The sequence below is a fragment of the Actinomadura barringtoniae genome, assembly GCF_017573505.1.
Classification (GTDB): domain Bacteria; phylum Actinomycetota; class Actinomycetes; order Streptosporangiales; family Streptosporangiaceae; genus Spirillospora; species Spirillospora barringtoniae.
Map to the genome: position 1 here is coordinate 271,708 of NZ_JAGEOJ010000012.1, position 23,125 is coordinate 294,832.

Genomic DNA, 23,125 nt, shown 5'->3' on the forward strand with positions numbered 1-23,125 from the left:
TCCGGAGAGATGCCGGCGCACGCGCGGACCAGATCGTGAGGCCCGAGACCCGCGCGTGGCTCGGCCAGCCCGCGCTGGCCCGCCTCTGGGATCTGCTGCGAGATCGAGTGGAACGCAGCGGTCTCGAAGTGCGAGGTCGGATCCGTCTGGACATGCTCAGCGCCGATGAGGTTGAGGCCCTGGGACTCTTGATGGGGAGGTCGTATCCCGGCGGCACAGTGTCGATCGCGCTCGCCGACCTCGACGAGCGCCTTCGGCTGAGCGCGGCCGAAGTGGGGCTGATCGATGTAGTGGCGGAGCTTCGCGGGCCGCTGACCAACCGGCCCGCCCTGCGAAACGCCCGACGCGCCGCTGCGGAGGCGACCTGGGCGGAGGCCAGAAAGGCCTTGCGGCGTAATGATCTCGATCAGGCCGACTGGGCCGAATCCTGGCTCGCCGAACTGAAACGGAGTGGGGTCCTGGCCCGGCTGCCTTCAGAGCGAGCGGCGCAGCTGATGGTCCAAGCCGTGGATGTCCTGGCGGCGCTGCCTCATCAGCTGGAATCGGCGCCGTCCACGATGTCACCGCGACCCGAGCCCGGAGAGTTCCCGAGCGCAACCGATCTCTGGTCGACGGCCCGGGCCGTGCCCGCGATCCGACTGGCCAGGCTTGGCCGCGGAGAGCTCGCCGAACAGCTGACCGGCACCGCGCACGGCCTCGATGACGACACCCTCCTGTCCAAGGTCGTGATGCGAGCCCTGGCCCGTGCGCATGGGATCGATCCGCCGCCGGACGCGGCGGCGAGGCGCGCCCTCTGGGAGGCGGCGGGCGTCGCCACCGACCGGGTGTCGAGCACCGTGTTGACGTACGGGCTCGTGCCGCTCGGCGGCCACTGGCCTGAGCGGTCGCTCCGCGAGCGCACCGAGGCCTGCGCTGAGACACACCTGACTCTGCGCGACCTCCAACGCATCACATGGCGTTTGGCCGCCGACACAGAGATCTACATCTGCGAGAACCCTCGAATCATCGAGGCGGCCGTTGAAGCGCGCTGCAGCAGACCGGTGGTGTGTGCTTCCGGCAACCCCACCACCACAGTGCTCACCCTGCTGGACGCGCTCGACGACGCCGGGGCACGGCTGGCCTACCGCGGTGATTTCGATTGGCCGGGAATCGCCATGGCCAATCGAATGATCGCTCGCTATGACGCGCACCCGTGGCGGATGAGCTCCGCCGACTACGAGGAACACGTGGCGACCGCTCGTGACCGCGGCACGCCGCTGCTCCCTCTTGGAGGAAATGCGGTCGAAGCCGGGTGGGACCCCGAGTTGACCCCCACCATGTGTTCACTGGAGGTGGCCGTACAAGAAGAGTCGGCACTGGAACTCCTGCTCTCGGACCTGCGATGAGATCCCCCGCTAGCCGGCATCACCCCGAGGCATGACATCACTGAGTGCCCGTGCGTTGGCTGGGCAGTCGTCTAGCCAACATCGATCCTCAGACCCTGGGTCAGCGGGCGGTGACCGGCGGTCAAGCTTCAGGTGTCGGCGGCCGTACGGGAGGCGCTCGGCGATGCCTACTTCGCGAAGATGTCGGATCAGTACCCGAAGGAGACCAGGGCCAATGTCGTGGGTCCGACGAACGTCTTCTACGGGAAGGCCGGGAAGAGGTACTACGCGATCGGGGATGTTGGATTCAAGGACAACCCGATGTCCAGTCAGGACGGGCCGCACGTGTGGGATCGGGTGTGGCTGACTGGGAGTACGAGGGCGACACGGGTGGAGCTGACTGCTCCAAGGTGCCAGAGCAACTGGTGAAGGTCTGGGGTAAGGCCTGAGGCTGAGCGGGACTGGGGCTCTGTCGCTACGGCGGCAGAGCCGTCTTGATTGGAAAGGGTCAGAATCCACCACGACGCGAGCGGCGTTTCTACCTACGGTGGGAGTGCGCGCGTCGCCGACCTGCACTCTTCGGCGGCGTGGGGTCCGCAGCAGTCCCTTCCTTTGTGCCCGTTCGGGAGTGCAAGGTCGCTGTGCGGCGGATTCGAGTGTTGCTGGTTGTCGCTTGTGTGCTGATCACCATGGCGGGCGTGCCTGCTTCGGGTTCGGTGCTGCGCGGGATTGATGGTCGGCTTGTGTACGTGACCCACGCTCAGTCGGAGGACATCGCCGCGTTCAGGGTGGGGACGGACGGTCGTCCTCGGCGTGTGGGCGATTTGATCAAGACGGGTTCTGGTACGGGGCCCTCGCCTGTGATGTTCTCGCCGGACGGCCGTACTGCGTATGTGTTGAATCGGGGGAACAACACGGTCGCGGCTTACCGGGTTGGCTCGCAGGGTGAGTTGAGGTTGCTCGGGACGGCTCCGACCGGGGATGCCTTCGGGCTGGCGCTTGCTCCGGATGGCAGCTCGCTGTTCGCCGCCAATCAGTCTGGAACGGTCTCGGCGTTCACCATTGACGGTGCCGGGAGGCCGCGGTCGGCGGGCGACCCGGTGCCTACTGGTTTTGCCCTGCCGCAGGGGCTGGGTGTGAGCCCGGATGGACGTTTTCTGTATGTCGGGCATGGTGAGCCCGACAGTCCTGGCCCGCGCGACCCCGATGTCATCGTTCGGTTCGCGATCGGGCCGAAGGCCGCGTTGAGGAAGGTCGGCCGTCCGGTGCAGACCAACCCGTCCGGTGCGCAGATCGTCTTCACGCCTGACGGGCGGTTCGCTTACATCGCCACGACCTTCGACTCGGTGGTCGACGGGTTCCGGGTGGGGCGCGACGGGGAGCTGACTCCGGTGCCTGGCAGCCCGTTCAAGGCCGCGCTCTTCGCTGAGGGCGCCGTGGTCTCGCCTGACGGCAGGCACTTGTTCGTCGCCGGATCCGGCGACGAACCCGATCCGGGCGGAGTATCGGCGTACACGATCAACGGCGACGGCAGCCTTTCCGAGACCCCGGGCTCGCCGTTCTCAGCCGGGATGTTCCCGGTCGGGATCGACACCACCCCGGATGGACGACATCTGCTCGTATCGTCGGCCAACGGCGACCCCAGCCTGCTGTTCACGTTCGCCATCGCCGCCGACGGCCGTCTCAGCCAGGCCGGCCCGCCGCTGCTCACCGGCGGCACCTTCTCCATGTTCCAGTCGCTCGGCGTCCAGCCCGACCAGGGCCCGGTCGCTGAGTTGACCGTCCGGGTGCGGGCTGCCGGGGAGGCCACGCCATTCGACGCCTCGAGGTCCTCTGACCCCGATGGCACCGTGGCTCGGTTCGACTGGGACTTCGGCGACGGCGCCACCTTGAAAGACGGCGGCCCGGCGCCTGATCACATCTACCGGCGGGCCGGAACGTTCATTGCGACAGTGACCGTTACCGACGACGAGAACTGCTCCACTGCCCTGGTGTTCACAGGTACCAGCGCGCACTGCAACGGGTCGGCGCGGGCACGGGCGTCGCGGAGCGTCACCGTGCCGCGCTGATCACAGTTGATCGATGAAGGCGAAGACGGCGGCGGTGAACTGGGCTGGGTCGCCGTCCACGCCCAGGTGGGCTTGCCCGTGGAGGGTTGCCAGGTCGGCGTTCGGGAGGTGGGCGGCGATGGTTTCGGCGGCGGAACGGAAGTAGGGCGGGCTTTCAGTGCCCAGGAGCAGTCGGACGGGGACCGTGATCTGCCCCAGGCGGTCGAGGATGTCGAAGGTCTCCACGCCGTCCAGTTCGCGCATGACGGTCGGGGCGGTTGCGAGGCGGGCCAGCCAGGTGGGCGAGGCCTTCATGGCTTGGACGGCTGGCGGGGGTGTGCCCAGGGCCTCGCGGAAAAGGGCTTCCAGGGTGGCTTCGGCGTTGCCTGCTGCGGCGACCTTGCGGACCTTGTCGCGGGCTTCGGTTGAAACGATGGAACGGCCGTCGGTGGGTGGCTCGTAGAGGAACATCCGGGTGATGGAGCTGGTGAGCAAGGCCGCCTCTAGGGAGCAGAGGGCACCGTAGGAATGGCCGACCAGGTAGACGTCCTGGCCGATCGTTTCGGCCACGGCGGCTATGTCCTCGCCTTCGCGGCGCAGGGCGTAGGGCCCTTGCTCGGCTGTGCTCAGGCCTCGGCCTCGGCGGTCGACCACGTGGACTGTGAAACGGGCGGTGAGGGCGTCGAGGACCGGCGTCCAGCGGGTGCGGTCGGCGGTGGTGCCGTGGACCAGGAGGAGGGGCGAGCCCTGGCCCAGGGTCTCGAAACCGATCACGGTGCCGTCGCGGGACTCGACCGAGTGGAGGGTGCTCATGAAAGCACGATGGGGCAATAGTTGGATAACTGTCAAACCGTCGAACTATTGGTAGGCTGAGGCGTGCGCTTGTCATCCCAGCCTGAAGTGGACGAGATCGAGTTCGTCGCGGTCATGCATGCCCTGGCCGACCCGGTGCGGCTGCAGTTGCTGGCGGCGCTGGCCGATGACGGGGAGCACTCGTGCACGGCCGCCACCGCCGCGATCGCCGTGCACAAGTCGACGATGTCGCATCACTTTCGAGTGCTGCGGGAGGCCGGGCTGATCAGCGCGCGGCAGGAGGGCCGTACGCGGTTCATGCGGCTTCGCCGAGACGACATCGACTCGCGTTTCCCCGGAGTGCTCGACGCGGCTCTTGTCGCGGGACGTGATGCGGCCGGCGTCCGGCCTGAGGCGGCGGGCCGCTTCTAGCGGGTCAGGGAGAGATGGAAGATCTGGTCGGCGCTGTTGTCGGGGGTGCTGTCCTTGTCACCGCTACTGGTGGCGAGCCACAGGCCACCGTCGGGGCTGGGCTCTACCGTGCGGATACGGCCGTAGGTGCCGGTGAAGTAGGACTGCGGGGTTGTGGTGGTGCCGCCGGTGATCTTCATGCGCCAGAGGCGGAGGCCCCGGAGGGCTCCCATGTAGAGGTGGTCGTTGACGATCGCCAGGCCGCTGGGTGAGGCGTCGGCCACGGGCCAGGTTTGGACCGGGTGAACGAAGGTGGGGTCGCCGCAGTCGCCGGACGTTCCTTCGCAGGCGGGCCAGCCGTGGTTGCCGCCGCGGTGGATGAGGTTGAGCTCGTCGGTGATGGAGTTGCCCAGCTCGGCCTCCCATAGGCGGCCGTGGGAGTCGAAGGCCAGGCCCTCGATGTTGCGGTGCCCGTAGCTCCATATGTATTTGCCGGGGAACGGGTTGTCGGCCGGGATGGAGCCGTCGGGGTTGAGGCGCAGAATCTTGCCGTTGAGGGAGTTGAGGTTCTGCGCATTGGAGCCGTTCTGGGCATCGCCGGTGGCCGCGTAGAGCTTGCCGTGGGGGCCGAAGCGGATACGGCCGCCGTTGTGGAACTTGCTACGGGCTATGCCGGAGAGCAGGACCTGTTCGGTGGTCAGGTCGAGGACATTGTTCTCGTATTTGATGCGGACGATGCGGTTGTCGGTGGGACTGGTGTGGAAGAGGTAGAGCCAGTGGTCGCTGCGGAAGTGCGGGGAGAGCTCCAGGCCCAGGAGGCCGCCTTCGCCATCGGTGCCGGCGACGTTGGGGACCGTGCCTACGGCGGTGCGCCGACCGGCGGGGGTTACGCCCTCGCGCATTCGCGGGACCCGCGAAGCGAGACGCGGGACACCGTCGAGATCGCGCCCAGGTCTACCGCGATCCACTGGTAGCGGCCGCGTCGTTCCGACCGCCAGCCCGTCCAAGGATCACCATCGACCGCACTCCCGGCCACCGACCCCGGCCCGGCCTCGCTCGACGCGGTCGCGGGCCGGTGATCGGACAGCAACACCTCGGCGTCGGCACGGGCATTGAGCACGGCGATCCGGTGAGCACGAGCGTTGCGGCGAGCAGGCATCGTCTCAGCAAGGCGACTCCTTCAGGACCCGGTCGTGATGAACTCGTCCGGCTTCATGACGACCGGCGACTCGACGTAGAGGCTCTTGTACTCGTCCTGAATTCCAGAGTTGTGAATCTGGATGGCGAGAGGTCCCTCGCGTGCGGCGGTCTTGTCCTTAAATCGCAGGACTTCGACCGCCTTGCAGGTCGAGGCCGTCGTGAGGGGGCAGCACGCCATGCGCGCGATGCCGGTCTCCTGGTTGGCGATGAGCTCGCACTGGCTCCACTTGTGAATGTCGATCTTGTCGTGCGGATACTGCGTGAAGAGGTCGCCGCCTCCGTTGTTGTGGCCGGGGCGGTAGTCCCAGTGGCCGCCGTTCGGCGGCTGGAACTGGATGCCGCCCAGCGCGTCCAGATAAGGCTGGGCGGTGGTGCCCCAGATCAGGACCGTCGGCGCATGGTTGCCGGTCACCTGACGGAGATTGAAGATCCAGCGGAACGAGCCGACCTGCCGCGGGCTGTAGTAGATCCAGCCGCGCCCGGCACCCGTTCCGTGGACGGCTCCGTCCTTGACGGTCCAGCCGTCGGATCTGGACTGCGTCCACCCGTCGAGCGTGCTGCCGTTGAACATCGAGACGAGGTTGGGGTCGCCGTACGGGTTGCCCGGGCCGCTTGGCGCGGTGTGAACGGTGAGGGAGCCGCCGGGCGCCGACGTGTTGCCCGACGCATCGCGCGCCACGACGGAGATGGCCGCGTCCGCGTCCGGGCTCAGGCCCGTGCAGGTTCCGGTCGTCGTCCGGCCCGGCACGGTCCCGCACGTACGGCCGTCCGCGACGAGGTCGTACGCGTCGACGCCGGCGTTGTCGGTCGCGGCCGCCCAGCTCACGGTGGCCGTCGTCGCGGTGACGCCTACCTTGCCCGGGGTTCCCGGAACGACACCCGGCGCCTGCGTGTCCGTGGTGCCCGTGACCGTGAGGCGATCGACGTTGGGCCCGCCGCTTGAGCCTGTCGCCGCCGCACGGATCTTGTTGACGCCCGCGCTCAGGGTGGCGGTGAACGTGCGGTCGGCCCAGGTGTCCCAGTTGGCGGTCACGTTGAACGCGGCCTTCGTCGCGACGGCCGTGCCGTTGACCGTGATGGTCATCGGACGATTCGCCTTGGTGCCGTTGGCGTAACGGAACGTCAGCGTCTGGCTGCCCGCGTCCGGGGCGTTCACGGTCCACTCGACGTAGCCGCCGGTCACGTTGGTGTAGTCGACGAAGCCCGTTCCGGAGAAGCCCGCATGGTTGGAGAAGACGCCTGCCTGCGACAGCGCGGCGTTCTCCGCCTGCCACTCCACCGGGGCCGAGGTCGCCACCGCCGGACCGCTCCCCCGCGCCGCCCCGGCGGATCCCACCGGCGGCAGACCGAGCAGCAGCAGACCCAGGATCGTTCCGAACGTCGTTACGCGCCGTCGCATCGTCCAGCCTCCTCCCCCAGACACCCAAACATCCGACATAAAAACACGAGACGCGGGCCGCTCCTAGACCCAGAGCCCGAAATCCGCCATATTCATCCGATGTTTGGGATGTCTCAGATGTGGAGGCTGCGGCCACCGTCCACGAGGATCCGCTGGCCGGTGATAAAGCCCGCCTCCGGCGAGGCCAGAACGCTCACCGCGTAGGCCACGTCGTCCGGAGTCCCCATGCGTCCCACGGGCACCGTGGCCAGATAGGCGCTCCTGGTCGCGTCATCGACGTCCGCGTGCCGCTCCACCGGGATGAAGCCCGGGGCGACCGTGTTCACGGTGATGCCGTAGCCGGCGAGCTCGTTCGCCCAGCTGCGCATCAGGCCGATCTGCGCGTTCTTGGCGGTCGCGTACGCCGACCGCCCCGCCGGTGGCCGATCGGCGATCTCCGAGTCGATGTGAACGATCCGGCCGAACCGCCGTTCACGCATCCCGGGCAGGACGGCCTGGCCCAGCAGCACCGGACTCCTCACGAAGAAGTCCAGCTGGTCGAGATGGTCACGCCAGGCCACATCCTCCAAAGGCGCCTCCGGTTGCGGGCCCGTCGCGTTCAGCACCAGCGCGCCGACGACACCGAGCGTTGCGGAGACAGCGGCCACCAGCTCCTCGGCCTGCTCCCTGTCGGTCACATCTGCCGCAAATCCCTCGGCGGTCCCTCCCTCGTCCCAGATCGCCGCGACGACCTCGGCCAGCCGGCCGTCGCCATGCAATCCGTTCACCGCGACCGTGTACCCGTCCCGCGCCAGCCGGCGGGCGACGGCCGCGCCCAGCCCACGCGAACTGCCCGTCACCAGGGCCACAAGCTGATCATTAGAAGGCATGCCGCAATCATCCATCGGGCAGCCCCCTGGAGCACGGACCCGCTCCTTCGCCTGCCCGTTCTGGCTGCCACGGCGCCGTACGCTGGGCGGGTGACGAGCATCGATCACCTGGCGGAACGGCTTCGGGAGTTCGCGACGGAACGGGACTGGGAGCAGTTCCACACGCCCAAGAACCTGGCGATGGCTCTTGCCGGCGAGGCGGGCGAGCTGCTGGCCGAGTTCCAGTGGCTCACGCCCGAGGAGTCCTGGCGGGTCATGGAGGACGACGACGCCGGCCCGCGAGTCGAGGCCGAGCTCGCGGATGTGATGCTCTACCTGATCCGGCTGGCGGACGTGCTGGGTGTGGATCTCCTCAAGGCGGCTGAGGGCAAGGTCGACAAGAACGCACGCCGCTACGACGCGGACTCCTATCGAGGCTCGGCCCGCAAGGCCCCGCCGCTCGCGTGACCGGCGACCGGGTCCGGAAGCTCGCCCAGTCCGGGGATCTCTGAAGACTCGACGTTCCAGCCGAACTCGCGAGCACGACGTTCAAGGATCGGGATCCGGTAGGCGAGCCCTTCAGGCTGCCCATGTCCGGAGTCCCGGGAGGACTCGTTCCACGCCTCCAAGGAACGCACCAGCGGCCAGCCATCCAGTGCCAGCCGCAGAGCGAAGGTGGCCCGACCGTCGAGAAGCATCGCCCTGCCGCTATCGCTCGCCTCCAACTCCTTGGAAAGCAGCGTCTCCTCCAGGCAAAGCCGGTCCCCCGACCTCGTCGCAACGAGCAGCGGCCTCATCTCCCCCTGATCCTCGATGAGGAAGGCGGATCCCTCCCCCTCCAGGCAGATTTGATACCGAGGCAGCTGACGCTGGCGAGCGAATCCGATGTTGAACTTCCACCCGCACACCCACATCCCACGTGCGAGGTAGTACCGAACGGTGTCCCTCCAGACCCAATCCGTATGGAGCTGAAACCCATCCAGACCTTCAGCCAGAGCCGCCTGATAAATAGCGTCCAGCCCTCCCCACGCCAGACCGTTCCGACGAAAAGCGGGGTGAATGTAGAGCGATGACACCGACAGGCATCGCCTGCCGGTGATGTGCCGCCCCACGCTCACAGTGCCGACCCTGCCCTGGTCCGTCGTAATCCAATAGCGATCGGCCCAGGGCTGCCCCTGCGTAGGCGGCAGCCAGGCGTGCCCCAGCCGGCCGCGCCAATACTCATAGTCGGATTCGGTGAGGCGGCCGGGATCCAGCGTCCCGCCAAAGGCGTTCTCCACCATCAGCGCGATCTCCCAGTAGGGGAACGGCGCGCCCTCACCGGCCACGATCGGGGTGAGCGCGAAAGCCGACCCGGACACTGGAGCGGACGCCAACCCGGGCACCGATCCGAACGCCGGCGCGGACGCCAACCCGGGCGCTGGTGCGGAGGCGGACCGCAGCCGCTCGCGAACGCCCACCAGCCGTTCGTCTTCCCGCATGCATCCCTCCGCTTCCGCGCGCGCAGCCGTCGCCGCTCGCACAGCCATGCGACCCTGCGCACGATTCCAAGCACGCTACGTAGCGGATACGACACTCAGAGACCGTTTCGACTCTCCATTCGCGGTGGAGAGGAACGAGACAAGACGTGCCTCTAGCCGACCAGGCCCTCGTTCACGCGCACCGACCCGAGCCACAGCAGGTCACGGGCTCGCGTCATCGCGACGAAGAGCTGGCGGCGGAGAATCTCGGCGCGTTCGCGTTCCGCGGCGCTCTCAACGGAAACCTCGCGCAACGCCACGTCGTGATGGGGCAGGAAGACGCACTTGAACTCCAGCCCCTTGGCGCGCCGGTACGACCCGAGTTTGACCGCCTCGACCTCGCGACCGTCGTAGTTCTCCAGACGCAGCACAGGCACTCCTGCGCCGGTCAGAAGCCGGTGGTAATGCGCGATCTCCCTCCGCGTCGCGCACAGCACCGCGGCATCACCGGCCGGAACGGCCTTGAGCGCCTCGACCAGCCGGCGATCGTGCGCAGCGTCGCTCGTCTCGTCCGCGCGGACCAGAGTGCCGTCGTGGTAGGTCAGCTCCAGATCGCGGCGTCCGCTGGAGGTGGTCCCGTCCAGGTCGTCGTACGGGTCGGCCGAGATCAGTTCCAGGGCCGCATCGAGAATCTGGGCCGCGTTGCGGTAGTTGGTCCGCAGCGTCACGCCGCGTCCTTTGATGTCGATACCTGCGTCCGATAGCCGAAAGCCTCCCGGGTAGACGGCCTGCTGCCCATCCCCAATGAGCAGAAGCCCGTTGCGGGCATCCCCTACCAACGCGTGGAGAAGCTTCACCCCGATAAGCGTGAGGTCCTGGACCTCGTCCACTATCACCGCGCCGTACGGAGGTTCCATCGGCTCGGCCTGGAGTTCGGCGAGCGCCCCTAGGAGAACGTCGTTGAAGTCCTGCACTCCCCGCTCTGAGAGAAGGAGCTCGTACTCCTCGTAAAGCAACCAGGCCGCCTCGCGGTGTTCGGTCTGCAGGGCCGTACGACGGCCATGCCGAGGAACGGTCCGGTACTCCTCTAGCGACGTCAGCCCGCGTCCCTTGATGACGTGGTCGATCTCCTCCCGCCAATAGAACGGGGAGGATTCGATGTCCACCAGCGCGCTGTCCAGGCCGGCTCGCATCCACGCAAGCGAAAAGGCTGTCTCGGCCCGTTCGCTGCTCAGGCAGACCTTTACTCCACGTTCCGCGAGAAAACGCTGAGCCCATCCATGCAGGCTGGTGAACTCGACCCGGTCCGTCGAGACCGGAGCGAGGCGGCTGAAGAGCTGGCCCTGCACGCGAGGCAGATTGTTGACGAACGTGACGTACAGAAGCTTCCCCGGGGTGCGCTCCGCCAGATAGGCGGCGCGGTGGAGGCCCACCACGGTCTTGCCGGTGCCGACCGGGCCGCTGATGCGCGCTGGCCCGTTCCACGTCCGCCTTGCCATGGCGACCTGGTCGGGGTGGAGGAACGTCATCCACTGCTCGATCGGAGCGGCGAGAGCAGATCGCAAAGCGGCCTCCTCCACCTCCTCGACCTCGAAGAGCGGACTCGCGTCCGCAGCGGCATCGCCATTGCCCTTGCCCAGAACCGGTGTCTCGTACGCGGGGAACGCCGTCTCAAGATGAGCGCTGACGGCCCGTACCATCGCCGGAGTCAGGCGCCTCGGCTCGGCGACGAGCATCTGGATCACCTCCTGGTCACCCAGGAGCCGGACGCGGCCGAGCGTCGTGTCAACGCGGTGACCTGCGAAGACCATCAGCGGCCGCAGCGCGACGGGCGACATGCCCAGGGTGGCCACTTGCCGTTCGGCCTCCTGGGTCATGGCGAGCAGCTTCTCGACCTCGCCATCACGCCGCTCGCCATCACGCCGCTCGCCCTCGCGTTGGTCGTCACCGGCGAGCAGGTGATCGCCCGCTACCACGGGCGCGTGGCGCCAGCGCTTGACGTCGATCACGAAGACGCCGCCGGGACCGACCAGGATCATGTCGACGTTGGCGGATCGCGTTCCCGGCCAGCGGCGGTCCACCAGCAGGCGCCACTTCCCGTCGCCCGTGAGCGTCAGGAGCGTCGCGGCGACCTTGCGTTCCGCCTCGGCCGCGACCTCGTATCTGCCGGCCAGTTCGTACGCGTCCCGGTAGCGGCGCCAGAGCTGCATCGCATATTCGCGTGCCTGCCGTGCGTGGGCACTCGCCGATCCGCCAGCAACCATTCGACGCCTTCCAGCCGACGACCACCTACGAACAACAACAGATAGCAACAATCGTCGTCGGCGAACAGGTCTTTTGACTCATCGGATCAACCCGGTCGAGTGTGCGGCAGTGCCCATCGATCCACGACACCGAAAATGTCGGACCCGGGTGCCACCATGGCTTTCGTCGTTCCGATCTCGGAGGTTCGCCTATGCGTTCTCGGCAAGCGATCGACCTGGCAGGCGAAGAGCTTCTCATCTTCTTCCCTTACAACCGAGAGAACAACCGCGCGCTCCGCGAGTACACCCGGGCCACCGACCTGCAATGGGACCGCAGGCGACATGCTTATTGCCTGAGCGCTACAGCGGCCGACTCACCCGAGGTGTGCCACAACCTCCGGGGCTTCGCGAGCCGCCGCGGGCTCCGCCTCAACCGCGCGGCCGCCGCCCGTCTCGGCGCGTTCGTCACGCGCACCACCATCGAGCGCGTACGCGCCGAGATCCACGCCATCGATCGCAAGCTGGAGCAGGACGTCCTGCCGAACCCGGGCGCGGACGGCGAGGAGGAACGCCGCGAAGGACTCCGCCTCCGGCGCGACGAGCTGAACTCCATGCTCATGTGGCCCGTGTTCCCCTACCGCCCGGGCGGCTGCCGCATCGCCTCTCCCGGAAGCCTCTTCCACTGCCGGTACGACGACGGCGAGGAAAGCGTCCTACTGATCTCCGCTGCCGACATCGACGGCTACGAGCGGATCTCCCCCATGAAGCCGATCGGCACGGCTCTCAGCACCGGCCACATCGGCGACAGCCTCCCCCTGGGCAAGGGCCGGGGCGCCCTCACCATCCTCGACATCACCGACTAGGTGTAGCAACCCGCAGGTTTGTTGACGCGGGTGATGGGTGGTTGGCCACCCGGGCGCCCTCGATCGAACGCGTTCGAGCGCATCTCCCCTGCGAAGCTTTGCTCGTGTGTAATCGGCGGGCCGCTGCCGGACATAGGAGGGCATCACGAGCCAAGACCAGAGGAGATGAGGGTGGGAGATGATCACGATCGTTTCTCCGAGCTCTACGCGGCCTGCTATCCGGATGTCCTGCGGTTCGCGGCCCGCAGGACCGACGCCGATCAGGCACGCGACGTGGCCGCGGAGACCTTTCTGATCGCTTGGCGGCGGTTCGCCGATGTGCCGGGCGAGGCGGAACGGCTGCCCTGGCTGTACGGCGTCGCGCGCAACGTCCCGGCCAACCAGCTGCGGGGCGAACGGCGCCGGGAGCGGTTGGGCGCGCAAATCCGATCGGCTCGACGCGAGACGCCCGCGCCGGACCACGCGGGTGGCGTCGCGGCCTCCCTGGACGTACGGGCCGCGCTCGACCGGCTGTCCGACCGCGATCGGGAGGTCCTGCAACTGGTCGCCTGGGAGGGCCTGGACGTCGCCGCGGCCGCCATGGTCGTCGGCTGCTCCCCCAGGACGTTGGCCGTACGGCTCCACCGGGCGCGCAAACGGCTGGAGAAGGCCTTGGCGGACGAAGGCCCGGGGATCCGACCACAGAGCTTCGAAATGAGGGGGGCGCAGTCATGACCAATGAGGCACAGGTTCGTCGACTCTTGAAGGGCACCGACCCGCTCGCCGCCGACCAGTACGCCCAGGCGGCCGACGACGCCGACGGACGCCGCACGCTGGCCCGCATCCTCACGGAGTCCCCGAGCCCCCGCTCCGCCTCCCGTCCCCGCTCCGCCTCCCGTCCCCGCTCCGCCTCCCGTCCCCGCTCCGCCTCCCGTCCCCGCTCCGCCTCCCGTCCCCGCTCCGCCTCCCGCGCCCGGTCCGTCCTCCGCCGCCCCCGGACTCATCGGCGCCGCTGGTTGGTGGTGGCGGGCGGGGCCGTGGCGCTCCTGTCGGCGGCCGGTGCGGCGAGCGCGGCGGGCTTCACCCCGGCGGGTGTCGTCCATGGGCTGCTGAGGGGTGAGGAGCCCGGCACCACGTGGGGCAAGCTCGACACCGCCAAGGCGCAGATGGTGATCGAAGCTCGCGGGCCGGGCGGCAGCAAGGCGCAGTGGTGGTTCGCACCCGGCGAGAAGGGCGGTGGCTGCACCTACCTGCGGAGCGTGACGTCCAAGGGCAGGTCCGACGGCTCCACGACGTGCGGCGGCCCTCCCGGCGTCCTGCCCACACGCACCGAGCAGCTCATGATCGACTACACCTCGCTGGCCGGAGGCTGGATGGGGGTGTACGGCCGGGCGGCACACCCGGCGAGCCAGATCCGCGTCCGCTTCAAGGACGGCGCTCAGGAGCTCGTTCCCGTACGGCAGGACGGCTACTTCATGCGGGTCTTCGATCGTCCCGACGATCCCCGGCCGAACTCCGTAGAGGTCGCGGCTTTGGACGCCAAGGGCCACGTCCTGACGTCCGAGCAGCTCGACCCCGGCGGGGCCTAGCGCACCCGGGCCGCTCGGGCCGCTCGGGCCCTCCACGACCGCGGTGTGGAGGGCCCGCGTTCCAGGCCACATCCGCGTTCCAGGCCACATCTGTCTTCTCATGGAAACTTCATGAGAGTTCTCTTCGTCCTAGCGATGTAGGGGTTCACTCGCGTCGAACGGCCAGCCCCGCGAACCTGGGATGGGGCGATCAACGATGAACATGGACAAGCCGCTGCGCCGGGTGGCGATCTTCGGCGGGCTGTTGTTCCTCGGGTTGCTGGCGCAGGTGAACTACGTACAGGGCACCCAGGCCGAGAACCTGCGCACGGACGACAAGAACACGCGCAAGTTCGCCGGCACGTTCAACGAACCGCGCGGCCGGATCATCGCGGGGCCCGAGGTCCTGGTCGAGGCGGTCGAGACCGGCAAGAGCTCCCCCAAGTACGGGCGTAAGTACAAGGACGGCGAGATCTTCGCTCCGATCACCGGGTACTTCACCGCCTCGGCCGGTGCCGGTGGTGTCGAGAAGGCCTACAACGACCTGCTGAGCGGCCAGGACAAGCGCCTGAAGAACCAGAAGTGGTTCGACATGCTGATCGGCAAGAAGGCCAAGGCCGCCGATGTCCAGACCACGATCGACCCCAACGCCCAGCGGGTGGCCTTCAACGCCCTGAAGGAGGGCACCGCGTCGGGCCGCAAGGCCGCCGCAGTGGTGATGGACATCAAGACCGGCGCGATCAAGGTGATGGCGTCCTTCCCGTCCTACGATCCGACCACCGTCGCCCCGCAGGCCGGTGAGGCGGGCGTCAAGCGCTTTGACGAGCTCAACAACTCGCGCACCAAGCCCACCGTCGACAAGGCGATGAGCGACACCAACTTCCCCGGATCCTCCTTCAAGTCGGTCGTCGCGGCTTCCGCGCTGGCGAACGGGCTCAACAAGAACAGCTCCGTCCCGGCACCCTCGACGTTCAACCTCCCCGGCACGAACACGGCGCTGCCGAACAGCCACGAGGGCGGCGCCTGCGGTGGCATCGGTCAGGCGCAGCTCATCCAGACGTTCGCCGAGTCCTGCAACACCACCTTCGGCATCCTCGGATCCCAGCAGCTCGGCAAGGACAAGGTGCTCGACACCGCCAGGAAGTTCGGTTACGACCAGGCGATCGAGATCGAGCCCGGCCTGCGTACGGCCAAGAGCAACTTCGTCAAGCCCGACGCTGACGGCGCACAGACGGCCCTCGCCTCCATCGGTCAGGGCAGCAACTCCGCCACCCCGCTCCACATGGCGATGGTCGCCGCGGCCGCCGCCAACAAGGGCAAGATCATGAAGCCGTATCTCGTGCAGAAGGTCACCGGCGAGGAGCAGAACACCCTCGATGAGGCCAAGCCCAAGGAGTTCGGCGAGGCGATGTCCGACGACGCCGCGGGCCAGCTGGCCGACATGATGCGCGAGGTCGTCACGACCGGCACCGGCAAGTCGCTGCGCCGGTTCAACATCGCGGGCAAGACCGGCACGGCCGACATCGACGGCGTCGAGTTCAACAACCGCTGGTTCGTGGGCTTCGCTCCCATCGACAGCCCGCGCTACGCCTTCGCCGTCTTCACCCAGGGCGACGGCTCCGGCGGCGAGGCCGCCGGCCCCATCGCCGGCAAGATCATGCAAGCCGTCCGCAAGGACTGACGCCCAACCTCCAGCCTGACCCGCGGCCGCCACGCACGGAATTCACCACCGGTCGGCTTGACCGGATGAGGTCAACGGATCGCAATTACTCAAATCCGAAGAGTTATCCTCCGCATTGAAGTCCGGATCCCCTTCGGTTCGAGTGGAGGATCATCGTGCCCGATCCACGAGCATGACCTAGCCGGGTTGGCGCGCGGCTTCGGCGTCGAGATCGAGGATTAATCTGCTGGCCCCGCGCCGGCGACTGCGGTGATCATGGGCGGATGAGCGGGTCCATCAGTCCTGATGAGGATGCGCAGGAGTGGCCTCGGGACAAGTTGAACGCTTTGCGGCTGGGACAGTCGCTGATCGCTGAAGTGCCCGGCTCGGGGCCCGGCCGTCAGGCGTTCGTGGTGCGAGAAGCCACTGCGATCGGAGAGGCGGCGCTGGGCGAGGTGGTCAGGGCTTGGGGGCTGCGAGCTGGGGACTTCGCCTATCCGTGGGATACCGAGGACCCGACGTGACGCGGGGGCGGGGTGAAGGGATTACTTGGGATACCGGGCCGGTTGCGGACCGGGGCTGGGATGCCCTTTTTGTGGTTCTAGGTGGGGAATGTCTCTAGCGTTGCGGCATGCGTTCACGGGTGATTGCGATGGGGGCCGCCGGGGTTGTCGCGGCGGCGGGGATGTTCGTGCCGGGGGTGGCTTGGGCCGCTTCGTCGGTGCAGATCTACCGGGTCTACTTCGACTCGCCGGGGAAGGACACGCGGTCCAATGCGAGTCTGAACGGGGAGTGGGTGCAGCTGATCAACCGATCGAAGAAGTCGGTGCAGCTGAAGGGGTACCGGCTGCGGGACAAGACCGGTTACACGTATGTGTTCGGGTCGTTCAAGCTCGGCGGGAAGAAGACCGTGAAGGTCCGCACGGGGAAGGGGCGGAACACCTCGGCCAATCGGTATTGGGGGCGGGGGTCGTATGTGTGGAACAACACCGGGGACACGGCCTATCTGAAGTACGCCAACGGGAAGACCGCGGACTCTTGCTCCTGGGGCAGCAAGGGTGACTGGAAGTACTGCTGAGTAGGGCGGCGGCGGGGGCATGAGTACGACTACTCATGCCCCCGCGGTCGTGTGGTGGTGAGGTTGGGGCATGGCGATTCAGGAGACCGGCAAGGTCAGCTGGCCGGGAGTGCTCACCATCGTTGGGACGTCGTTTGTGGGCGCCGTGATGGCGTTGTTCCACCTGGTGTGCTCGCTGTTGGTGAGCGCCGGGCCGGACTCTTGCGGGACCGCGTCTTGTCAGGGGGACCCGGGGGTTGGGCAGGGGTTTCTGTGGCTCGCGGCGGGTGGGGCCTTGCTGGTGGTGGCCAGTTGGTTCACGGTGAGGAGCTTGGTGGCGCGGGTTGTTGTTTGCGGGGCCGCGGTATTGGTTCCGGTCATTGGGAGCCTTGTGTTGTGGTCTATTGCGCCTGAATGGCTTTGAGGGTCGCCTGAGCCATGGCGGTGGCGCCGTTCAGGTTGGGGTGCGCGGGGGCGGCCCATTGGGTGGGGAGACCTTCGATCCAGCGCTTGGCGGGGTCCTGCTGACAGATGTCGTGGCCCGCCTCGGTCGTGTCCACGAGGGTGGAGGCGTTGGCGGAGGCCTGGTCCGCGAGCATCTGGTTGAGGTGGTGCTGAACGTCGCGGAGGTACGGGACGTCGCCCTTGGCTATGGGGAGGGTGGGGAAGCAGCCGGTGCCTGTCGCGGGGGTGATGAGGGGGTAGTTGAGGAGGAGGACGTGGGCGTTCGGGGACTTGGCGTGGATGCCCTTGAGGACGTCGGCCACTTTGGGGGCGGCGGCGTCGATTTTCTGGGCCAACTGGTCCACGCCGTCCACGACGTAGTTGTCCTTGCAGGGGGACGCGTCGGAGGCGCCGAAAGCGAGGGTGACGCACTTGGTGCCGATTCCGCCGAAGCCGATGTCGTTGCCGCCGATGGTGAGGGTGACGAGCGTTGTGTCGGGGGTCAGCGCGTCGAACTGGGGTGGATTGGGGGCGCTGAACGAGAGGTTCTGCGTCTCGGTCATGTGCTTGGTGCTGGCGCCGCCGCAGCTGACGTCCTTGAAGGACGTGGGGTGGATGGCTGCGGCTACTTGGGCGGGGTAGTCGCGGTCGGCTCTGAAGCAGCCCAACGGTGAGTTCTGCTGGTTGGGCGAGATCAGGGGCGCCGAGGTGTAGGAGTCGCCCAGAGCCACGTAGTTGACGGTGTCGGCGTGGGCTGGGGTCGCGAGGAGGGCGGATGACAGGGTGGCCAAAGCGGCGGTGGCCAGAGAGCGACGCGGCACGGGGACTCCCAGGAAATGAGGTGGCCGCATCATTAGTACGCCCACGTGACCTGGGTCACTAGGGATTTGGTGATGACCTTACGGAGAGGCTTTGTCATCAACCGCGTAGGGCGGATATGACCACGGGGGGAATCCAGAGGGCGCTGGGGTCGACGGCGTACTGGGTCACCCGGCGCGAGGTGCGGTGGGCCGTTTTGTTGTTCACGAACCACGGAGGCTTGGGCGAGAGCGTCCATTCGCCCTTGAGGAGGGCGCGGGGCATCGGGCGGAAGGGGCCTCGGATGATGGTCCGTTCGATGTCGTTCAGGAGGAAGGCGTTGTGGCTGGCGCCTATGCCGCTTCCCACGTCGTGAAGCTCATGGCCGGGGAAGGCACCCCAGTTCGCTCGGGGGGTGAGGTAGCCGACGGACGTCCAGGCGTTGACGGCGACCGTGCCGTAGCGGAGGGCTACGAGGGCTTCGTCGAACTGCTTGCCGAGGGCGGCGATGGTGCGGGGGTGAATGATGAGGTTCACGCCCAGGGTGCCGGCCAGGCCTTCGTTGCAGAACGCTATGGCGGACTCTAGGAAGTCTTGGGGTGAGTCGCCGGGGAGGGACGTGACTCCCTGGACGGGGGCGAAGCACTCGGTCTGGAAAAGGGGCTCGGTGGGGTTGAGGGGGTCCAGGTTGGGCGCGAAGAGACGGCCGCCTTCCAGGAGCTCCGCCTCGGGGTGCATGGTGGCGGCCTTCTGAACGCGGTCCTCGGCGCCTGGGTAGTAGGACGGGCGCTGGGGAGCGGACTGGAGGGCCTTACGGAGGGCGGCCAGGAAGGCGGCCGACTGGTTCCAGGAGTCGGGGAGAACGACTATCTGGGACGCGGTGCAGTTGAAGCCGCCGTTGTGGAGTTTCTGCGTCGCCACGTGCGCGGCCTGGAAGTTCAGGTCCGCTGACGACCACGGGCCGGGGACCACGACCGTCGCGCCTACACCGCCCAGTTCGCTGGTGATGGGCTTCTCGAGGATGGGCGTCCTGTTGAGCTTGCGGCGGGAGCCCTCCAGGCCGGGGCCGAAGACGATGGCGTCGTGGGCGGCGTTGCTGCCGGTGATGTGGATCGCCGAGACCAGGTCGTGCGAGGTGAGGTGCGCGCCGAGCTTGGCGTCGCCGGTGGTCAGCGCCACGAAGTGCTGCTTGATGAACGGCTCGAAGATGTGCTCGAGGATCGGCAGCATGTAGTCGTTGACCGGGTTCAGCTTGCACAGCACGACCGAGTTGGCGGCGTAGAGCTTGTAGAGAACGTCCAGGGGCGCGGTGGCGTTGATGTTGCCCGCGCCGAGCACCAGGTAGACGCCGTCGGCGGGTGTCTGCGAGAGGAGCTTGTGCGCCTGGCGTTCGCGGGCTTCGGCCTCAGTGACGCCGGGACGCAGCCAGAGTTCGGCGCTGAAGCCGCTCAGGAAGAGGCGGTCGGGCAGGTCGTGCGGCAGCGCGCGGATCGCCAGGCGGCCGTCGGGGCGGGTGCGGATCTTCACGCCTTTGAGGGGGTCTGCGCCGTCGGCGAGGTGGCCCACGGTCTCGGCGAGCGCGCCGAGGTAGGTGAGCATGGCGTACGGGCCGGTCAGCCATTCTTCACCGGCGAGCGGCGACTTGATCGAGATGCCCTTGGCATTGCAGGCCTCGTTCACCCAGTGCTCGGCGATCGGTCCCACGAGCTCTCGCGAACGGAGGAGTAGGTCGCGCTTCTCGGCAAGGGATGTCCTGGCCCAGGCGGCGGACTGGCCGTGCAGGGCCTCCAGCTGGCGGTCGACCTGCATCGTCGCGGTGCTCGTGGTCAACTGAGCATCCCTCCCCCAACCCGGACTTCTCACGGGTCTTGTCATTTTCACGCAGATTCTGCCTATCAGATCATCACAAAAAGCACATTGTTTGATACTGAGGCGAGTGACAAGTCGAAAAAGAGTCCTGTTAGGGCACTGACAAACGGCGCACACGGGCAGATCGCGCGTGCTAAGAGAAACGCATGAGCGAGGAGAGGGACTCCAGATATGCGGTCGGGAGGCTCACACCCGCGAGGATTCGCGGCGTGCTGTTCAGTACCACGCGCCTGCGGCCCGGCTACGACGCCCAGGAGGTCGACCGGTTCCTGGACCGGGCCGAGCACGAGCTCACGCGGCTGATCCGCGAGCGCGACGAGGCGCTCGCCGAGGCGGCCCGCAGGCGGGAGGACGCCGCCCGGCGGCGCGCGTATCGGCTCGAGGGGCGCGAGCGGCCGGCGCCCTAATCGCGCGGGCGTTTGTTGTCGACGTTGCCACTCAAGATCGAGAGGAGACCGGGCAGTTCCGCCACGGTGTGATCAGGTAGACCGGCCACGGTCTCCTCGGCGAGGTCGCACCACATTTCCTTGACCCGGCCCGCCAGCGCCACGCCGCTGTCGGTGAGTTCGACGATGCTGGCGCGCTTGTCGGACGGCGCCGGGCCGCGGCGTACGTGCCCGGACGCCTCGAGCTTGCGGGTCATGAGGGTGACGCTGGGCGGCTCGATGCTCAGCGCCTCGCTGAGCTTGGCCTGGATCATCGGGCCGGTACGAGCCAGCTCCAGCAGCAGCGCCTCCTGGCCGGGATGCAGGCCGAGCGGGGCCAGCAGCGCCGCCGCGCGGGCCCGATGGCGCAGGGTCAGCAGGCGAATGGCCTGGTTGAGGGTGTCCGCCTGGTCGAAGTCCACGAGATCCGCACTCCCTTGACAAATTGGTTACGCGCATAACATTATGCGGCTAACGTTATCCGCGTAACTAATCCTACGCAAGATCCAGGGAGCCCGCATGACCTCCACGCTCGCGACGGCCGCGAAGGTCGCCGTCATCTACTACAGCGCGACGGGCACCGTGCACGCCCTCGCCCAGGCCGTCGCCGAAGGCGCCGCCTCCGCGGGCGCCACCGTACGGCTGCGGCGGGTCGCCGAACTGGCGCCCGACAGCGCGATCGACGAGAACCCGCAGTGGCGGCAGCACGTGGACGGCGCCGCGGCCTCGGTCGCCGAGGCATCGCTTGCCGACCTCGCCTGGGCCGACGCGTTCGCGTTCGGAACGCCGACGCGCTTCGGCACGCCGGCCGCCCAGCTCAAGCAGTTCATCGACCAGGCGGGCGGGCTGTGGCGGGAGGGCAGGCTGGCCGACAAGCCGGTGACGGCCTTCACCTCCGCCTACAACAGGCACGGCGGCAACGAGGCCACGATCCTGTCACTGGGCAACGTCTTCTACCACTGGGGCTCGCTGATCGTCCCGCCCGGCTACACCGACCCGGCCGTGTACGCCGCGGGCGGCAACCCCTACGGCGCGTCCGCCAGCGGCGGCGGCTTCGACGACGCGGCACTCGACGCGGCGCGGCACCAGGGCCTGCGCCTCGCCGAGATCACCAACCGGCTGCTGGGAAACAACCGCGCCGCCGACGAGACCCTGGTCGGAGCCACCTCGCAGGTCGCGTCATGACGACCATCAGCACTACGCCCCGCCGCGCGCGAGCGAACGCGAGCCGCGCCTGGACGATCCTGGCGCTGGCGTGCGCCTGCCAGTTCATGGTGATCCTGGACTCGTCGATCGTGAACGTCGCGCTCCCCTCGGTCGACCGGGACCTCGGCTTCTCCGACACCGGCCTGGCCTGGGTGGTGAACGGCTACCTGCTCACGTTCGCCGGCTTCATGCTGCTCGGCGGGCGCGCGGCCGACCTGTTCGGTCCGCGCCGGATGCTGGCCGGCGGGCTGGCCGTCTTCTCCGCCGCGAGCCTGGTCGGCGGCCTGGCCAACACCGCGGAGATCCTGGTCGCCGCGCGCGTCGCGCAGGGCATGGGCGCCGCGATGATGGCCCCGGCGACACTGGTCGTGATCAACACCCACTTCACCGAGGAAAGCGCGCGAGCCCGGGCTTTCGGCGCCTGGTCGGCGGCGGGCGGCGTCGGCGGGATGGCGGGCGCGGTCGCGGGCGGCGCCATCACCACCGGCCTGTCCTGGCGCTGGGTCTTCCTCATCAACGTCCCGATCGGCGCGGTCCTGATCGTGATGGCGCTGGCGTACCTGGCGGCGACACGGACCGGCGAAAGGCAGTCGCTCGACGTCGTCGGCGCGGTCACCGGAACGGCGGGCCTGGCGGCGCTGATCTACGGGGTCATGCGGAGCGCCGACCACGGCTGGACGTCCGCGCAGGCCCTCGTGCCGGTCGCGGGCGGGCTGCTCCTGCTCGGCGTCTTCACCGCCGTCGAAGCGCGCGGCGCCCGCAACCCGATCCTGCCGCTCCGGCTGTTCCGGATCCGGGGTGTGGCGGTCGGCAGCGGCATGCTCCTGCTGTTCGGCGGTGTCGCCATCGCGATGTGGTACTTCACCTCGCTGTTCCTGCAGGACGTTCTGCACTACAGCGCGCTCAAGGCGGGACTCGGGCAGACACCGGCGGCGGTGACGTTCATGCTGGTCGCGCGCCAGGCCGCCGCGCTGCTGCCACGTGCCGGTGTACGGGCACTCGTGCTGGCGGGATGCGCCTGCTTCGTCGTCGGTTTCGGCTGGCTCGCCCAGGCGAGCGCCGGCAGCGGCTACGTGACCAGCGTGCTCGGGCCGACGCTCATCATCGCGGTCGGCATCGGACTGACGTTCCCGACCTTCATGGCCGCGGCGACCGCCGACGCTCCCGAGGGCGAGGTGGGCATCGTCGGCGGCGTCGCCGCCACCGCCAACCAGGTGGGCGGGTCGATCGGGCTGGCCGTTCTCGCGACGGTCGCCAGCGCGACGGCGGACGGGGACTCTCCCGCCGCGCTCGCCTCGGGCTACGACCGGGTCTTCCTGATGGCGGCCGGTCTCGCCGTGGCGATCGCGCTGGTCAGCCTGCTGCTGCCGCGACGCCAGAACGGCTGAAGGGTCTGGCGGGAGCAGAGCGACGACTGAGGTACGACGGCGGCCGGTGATGGCCAGTCGGGCATACGCGAGGGTTATTCACATTCGGGCGACTCCGGCCTAC

23 protein-coding genes are annotated in these 23,125 nt (G+C 68.1%); 13 read left to right on the top strand and 10 right to left on the bottom strand.

Annotated features, from left to right (window positions below; genetic code table 11):
• Positions 1-35 precede the first annotated feature (35 nt).
• Both J4573_RS29245 and J4573_RS29250 read left to right on the top strand, forming a co-directional pair.
• Positions 36-1,385, top strand: coding sequence for a TIGR02679 domain-containing protein (locus J4573_RS29245; protein WP_208259098.1), 1,350 nt, complete (start codon positions 36-38; stop codon positions 1,383-1,385).
• Between the two features lie 635 nt (positions 1,386-2,020).
• Positions 2,021-3,433 carry a beta-propeller fold lactonase family protein gene (locus J4573_RS29250; RefSeq protein WP_208259099.1) on the top strand — a complete coding sequence of 471 codons (1,413 nt, stop codon included), beginning with the start codon at positions 2,021-2,023 and terminating at the stop codon, positions 3,431-3,433.
• Here J4573_RS29250 and J4573_RS29255 read toward each other — a convergent pair whose 3' ends face one another.
• On the bottom strand, positions 3,434-4,225 hold the full coding sequence (locus J4573_RS29255) for an alpha/beta fold hydrolase (RefSeq protein ID WP_208259100.1): 792 nt from the start codon (positions 4,223-4,225) through the stop codon (positions 3,434-3,436).
• A 63-nt stretch (positions 4,226-4,288) separates the two neighbouring features.
• Here J4573_RS29255 and J4573_RS29260 point away from each other — a divergent pair, with 63 nt between their 5' ends.
• Entirely contained in the window at positions 4,289-4,636 is a 348-nt protein-coding gene (locus J4573_RS29260) for an ArsR/SmtB family transcription factor (RefSeq protein WP_372442909.1), read from the top strand.
• On the opposite strand, the gene J4573_RS29265 is transcribed toward J4573_RS29260, so the two are convergent.
• The 4 genes from J4573_RS29265 to J4573_RS29280 all read right to left on the bottom strand — a co-directional run bounded on the left by J4573_RS29265 (position 4,633) and on the right by J4573_RS29280 (position 8,083).
• Entirely contained in the window at positions 4,633-5,517 is an 885-nt protein-coding gene (locus J4573_RS29265) for a PQQ-dependent sugar dehydrogenase (RefSeq protein WP_208259101.1), read from the bottom strand. The two genes, J4573_RS29260 and J4573_RS29265, sit on opposite strands and share 4 nt — an antisense overlap.
• Positions 5,502-5,774: a discoidin domain-containing protein gene (locus J4573_RS56730; protein ID WP_372442910.1), complete on the bottom strand. Its 273-nt coding sequence runs from the start codon at positions 5,772-5,774 to the stop codon at positions 5,502-5,504. Before J4573_RS56730 ends, J4573_RS29265 begins: the two co-directional genes overlap by 16 nt.
• Before the next feature lie 21 nt (positions 5,775-5,795).
• The gene (locus tag J4573_RS29275; RefSeq protein WP_208259103.1) at positions 5,796-7,214 is read right to left on the bottom strand and encodes a 3-keto-alpha-glucoside-1,2-lyase-like domain-containing protein; all 1,419 of its coding nucleotides are present in this window, start codon (positions 7,212-7,214) and stop codon (positions 5,796-5,798) included.
• A 113-nt stretch (positions 7,215-7,327) separates the two neighbouring features.
• On the bottom strand, positions 7,328-8,083 hold the full coding sequence (locus tag J4573_RS29280) for an SDR family NAD(P)-dependent oxidoreductase (RefSeq protein WP_243773724.1): 756 nt from the start codon (positions 8,081-8,083) through the stop codon (positions 7,328-7,330).
• Positions 8,084-8,173: 90 nt separating this feature from the next.
• Here J4573_RS29280 and J4573_RS54320 point away from each other — a divergent pair, with 90 nt between their 5' ends.
• Entirely contained in the window at positions 8,174-8,530 is a 357-nt protein-coding gene (locus tag J4573_RS54320) for a nucleotide pyrophosphohydrolase (protein WP_307796975.1), read from the top strand.
• Here the strand turns inward: J4573_RS54320 and J4573_RS29290 are convergent.
• Together J4573_RS29290 and J4573_RS29295 are read right to left on the bottom strand one after the other, a co-directional pair.
• On the bottom strand, positions 8,491-9,543 hold the full coding sequence (locus J4573_RS29290) for a GNAT family N-acetyltransferase (RefSeq protein WP_208259106.1): 1,053 nt from the start codon (positions 9,541-9,543) through the stop codon (positions 8,491-8,493). The two genes, J4573_RS54320 and J4573_RS29290, sit on opposite strands and share 40 nt — an antisense overlap.
• Positions 9,544-9,695: 152 nt before the next feature.
• On the bottom strand, positions 9,696-11,786 hold the full coding sequence (locus tag J4573_RS29295) for a nuclease-related domain-containing DEAD/DEAH box helicase (protein ID WP_208259107.1): 2,091 nt from the start codon (positions 11,784-11,786) through the stop codon (positions 9,696-9,698).
• Positions 11,787-11,977: 191 nt separating this feature from the next.
• Here J4573_RS29295 and J4573_RS29300 point away from each other — a divergent pair, with 191 nt between their 5' ends.
• The 6 genes from J4573_RS29300 to J4573_RS29325 all read left to right on the top strand — a co-directional run bounded on the left by J4573_RS29300 (position 11,978) and on the right by J4573_RS29325 (position 16,913).
• The gene (locus J4573_RS29300) at positions 11,978-12,628 is read left to right on the top strand and encodes a hypothetical protein (protein ID WP_208259108.1); all 651 of its coding nucleotides are present in this window, start codon (positions 11,978-11,980) and stop codon (positions 12,626-12,628) included.
• A gap of 171 nt (positions 12,629-12,799) precedes the next feature.
• Positions 12,800-13,342 carry an RNA polymerase sigma factor gene (locus J4573_RS29305; protein WP_208259109.1) on the top strand — a complete coding sequence of 181 codons (543 nt, stop codon included), beginning with the start codon at positions 12,800-12,802 and terminating at the stop codon, positions 13,340-13,342.
• The gene (locus J4573_RS29310) at positions 13,339-14,196 is read left to right on the top strand and encodes a hypothetical protein (RefSeq protein WP_208259110.1); all 858 of its coding nucleotides are present in this window, start codon (positions 13,339-13,341) and stop codon (positions 14,194-14,196) included. Before J4573_RS29305 ends, J4573_RS29310 begins: the two co-directional genes overlap by 4 nt.
• Before the next feature lie 196 nt (positions 14,197-14,392).
• Positions 14,393-15,856, top strand: a complete 1,464-nt coding sequence (locus tag J4573_RS29315) for a penicillin-binding transpeptidase domain-containing protein (RefSeq protein WP_208259111.1) — start codon at positions 14,393-14,395, stop codon at positions 15,854-15,856.
• Positions 15,857-16,119: 263 nt separating this feature from the next.
• A complete protein-coding gene (locus tag J4573_RS29320; RefSeq protein ID WP_208259112.1) occupies positions 16,120-16,359 on the top strand; it encodes a hypothetical protein in 240 nt (79 codons plus the stop codon).
• A gap of 107 nt (positions 16,360-16,466) precedes the next feature.
• The gene (locus tag J4573_RS29325; RefSeq protein WP_243773726.1) at positions 16,467-16,913 is read left to right on the top strand and encodes a lamin tail domain-containing protein; all 447 of its coding nucleotides are present in this window, start codon (positions 16,467-16,469) and stop codon (positions 16,911-16,913) included.
• A 380-nt stretch (positions 16,914-17,293) separates the two neighbouring features.
• On the opposite strand, the gene J4573_RS29330 is transcribed toward J4573_RS29325, so the two are convergent.
• Both J4573_RS29330 and J4573_RS29335 read right to left on the bottom strand, forming a co-directional pair.
• Positions 17,294-18,157, bottom strand: a complete 864-nt coding sequence (locus J4573_RS29330; protein ID WP_307796978.1) for an SGNH/GDSL hydrolase family protein — start codon at positions 18,155-18,157, stop codon at positions 17,294-17,296.
• 97 nt (positions 18,158-18,254) lie between these two features.
• Positions 18,255-19,964, bottom strand: coding sequence for an aldehyde dehydrogenase family protein (locus J4573_RS29335; RefSeq protein WP_208259113.1), 1,710 nt, complete (start codon positions 19,962-19,964; stop codon positions 18,255-18,257).
• Between the two features lie 185 nt (positions 19,965-20,149).
• Between J4573_RS29335 and J4573_RS29340 the strand changes: the two genes are divergently transcribed.
• Positions 20,150-20,410, top strand: a complete 261-nt coding sequence (locus J4573_RS29340) for a DivIVA domain-containing protein (protein WP_208259114.1) — start codon at positions 20,150-20,152, stop codon at positions 20,408-20,410.
• Here J4573_RS29340 and J4573_RS29345 read toward each other — a convergent pair.
• A complete protein-coding gene (locus J4573_RS29345; RefSeq protein WP_307796979.1) occupies positions 20,407-20,850 on the bottom strand; it encodes a MarR family winged helix-turn-helix transcriptional regulator in 444 nt (147 codons plus the stop codon). The genes J4573_RS29340 and J4573_RS29345 overlap by 4 nt on opposite strands.
• Before the next feature lie 97 nt (positions 20,851-20,947).
• Here J4573_RS29345 and wrbA point away from each other — a divergent pair, with 97 nt between their 5' ends.
• Both wrbA and J4573_RS29355 read left to right on the top strand, forming a co-directional pair.
• Positions 20,948-21,613: an NAD(P)H:quinone oxidoreductase gene (gene wrbA, locus J4573_RS29350; RefSeq protein ID WP_208259115.1), complete on the top strand. Its 666-nt coding sequence runs from the start codon at positions 20,948-20,950 to the stop codon at positions 21,611-21,613.
• Entirely contained in the window at positions 21,610-23,022 is a 1,413-nt protein-coding gene (locus J4573_RS29355) for an MFS transporter (RefSeq protein WP_208259116.1), read from the top strand. Before wrbA ends, J4573_RS29355 begins: the two co-directional genes overlap by 4 nt.
• The last annotated feature ends 103 nt before the right edge of the window (positions 23,023-23,125 follow it).